Origin of the sequence: Burkholderia sp. Ac-20353 (genome assembly GCF_017104785.1) — a bacterium.
Taxonomy (GTDB): Bacteria; Pseudomonadota; Gammaproteobacteria; order Burkholderiales; family Burkholderiaceae; genus Burkholderia.
This window is the reverse complement of record NZ_JAAGPL010000530.1, coordinates 1-932: the sequence shown is the minus strand read 5'-3', so window position 1 is coordinate 932 and position 932 is coordinate 1. Positions and strand designations below refer to the sequence as shown.

The 932-nt window shown below is 72.1% G+C and carries 1 protein-coding gene; it reads right to left on the bottom strand.

Going from position 1 to position 932, the window contains the following annotated elements:
• A partial coding sequence (locus G3N94_RS41765; RefSeq protein ID WP_205799967.1) for an RNA polymerase sigma factor occupies nucleotides 1-576 on the bottom strand: 576 nt, incomplete at its 3' end.
• Nucleotides 577-932 lie beyond the last annotated feature (356 nt).

Sequence of the window (932 nt, the reverse complement as noted above, 5' to 3'; positions counted from 1 at the left end):
CTGCTCGCCGCACGCGCCGGCAAGCAGCGCGGCGAGCCGGCGGCGGCCGCGTGCGAGCCGCGACATCACGGTGCCCAGCGGCACGTCCGCGATCGCCGCGATCTCGCGGTAGCTCAGGTCCTCCATTTCGCGCAGCACGAGCACTTCCCGATATTCGGCCGGCAGCTTCGCGAGCGCGGCGTTCACGAGGCGCGCGTCCTCGCCGCGCAGCAGCTGCGCGAGCGGGTCCTCGGCCGCCGGATGCCAGTCGTCGGGCGATTCGACCCCGTCGAGCGCTTCGGGCGTTGCGACCTCGTGCGCGTGCGTGCGCCGCCGCCATTCGGTGTACCAGGTGTGGCGCACGATCGTCAGCAGCCACGGCCGCGCGTTGTCACCGCGGCAGCCGTCGATGAAGCGCAGCGCGCGCACGCACGCCTCCTGGACCACGTCCTCCGCGTCGCTCGCGCTGCCGCTCAGCCAGCGCGCGAGGTTGTATGCGGCGTCGAGGTGCGGCAGCACGAGCGCGCGAAAGCGCTCGCCGCGCGCTGCCGCGTCCAGCGTCGCCCGTTCGTCGACCGTCCGGCCGGATTGCCCCACGTCGCCTCCTGTTGATCGTGCGGCCGCAGCCGCGTCCGTTCGGCACGCAGCGCCCGGACGGACGGGCGATGCGCACACGGTCAACCATCCTTACTGCCTGTGGAGCGAGTTTATTCCCGCCGGACGTGCGGGGAGACGAAAAATAAACCGGGAATGGCGGCCGCGCGCAGCCGGTATTACAGGCATGCCCCGTGTTCACCTGCCAGGGAGCCGCCATGCCACTCGCTTTTTCTTTCCCGAAGCACCCCGATTCTCCTGCGGCCTGCCGCGTCCGCCGGCACCGGGCCTGTGTCCGGGCCAACATCAGGGCCAGCCTCCGGGCCTGCCTCCGGACCTGGGTTCGGGCCACCCGGCGC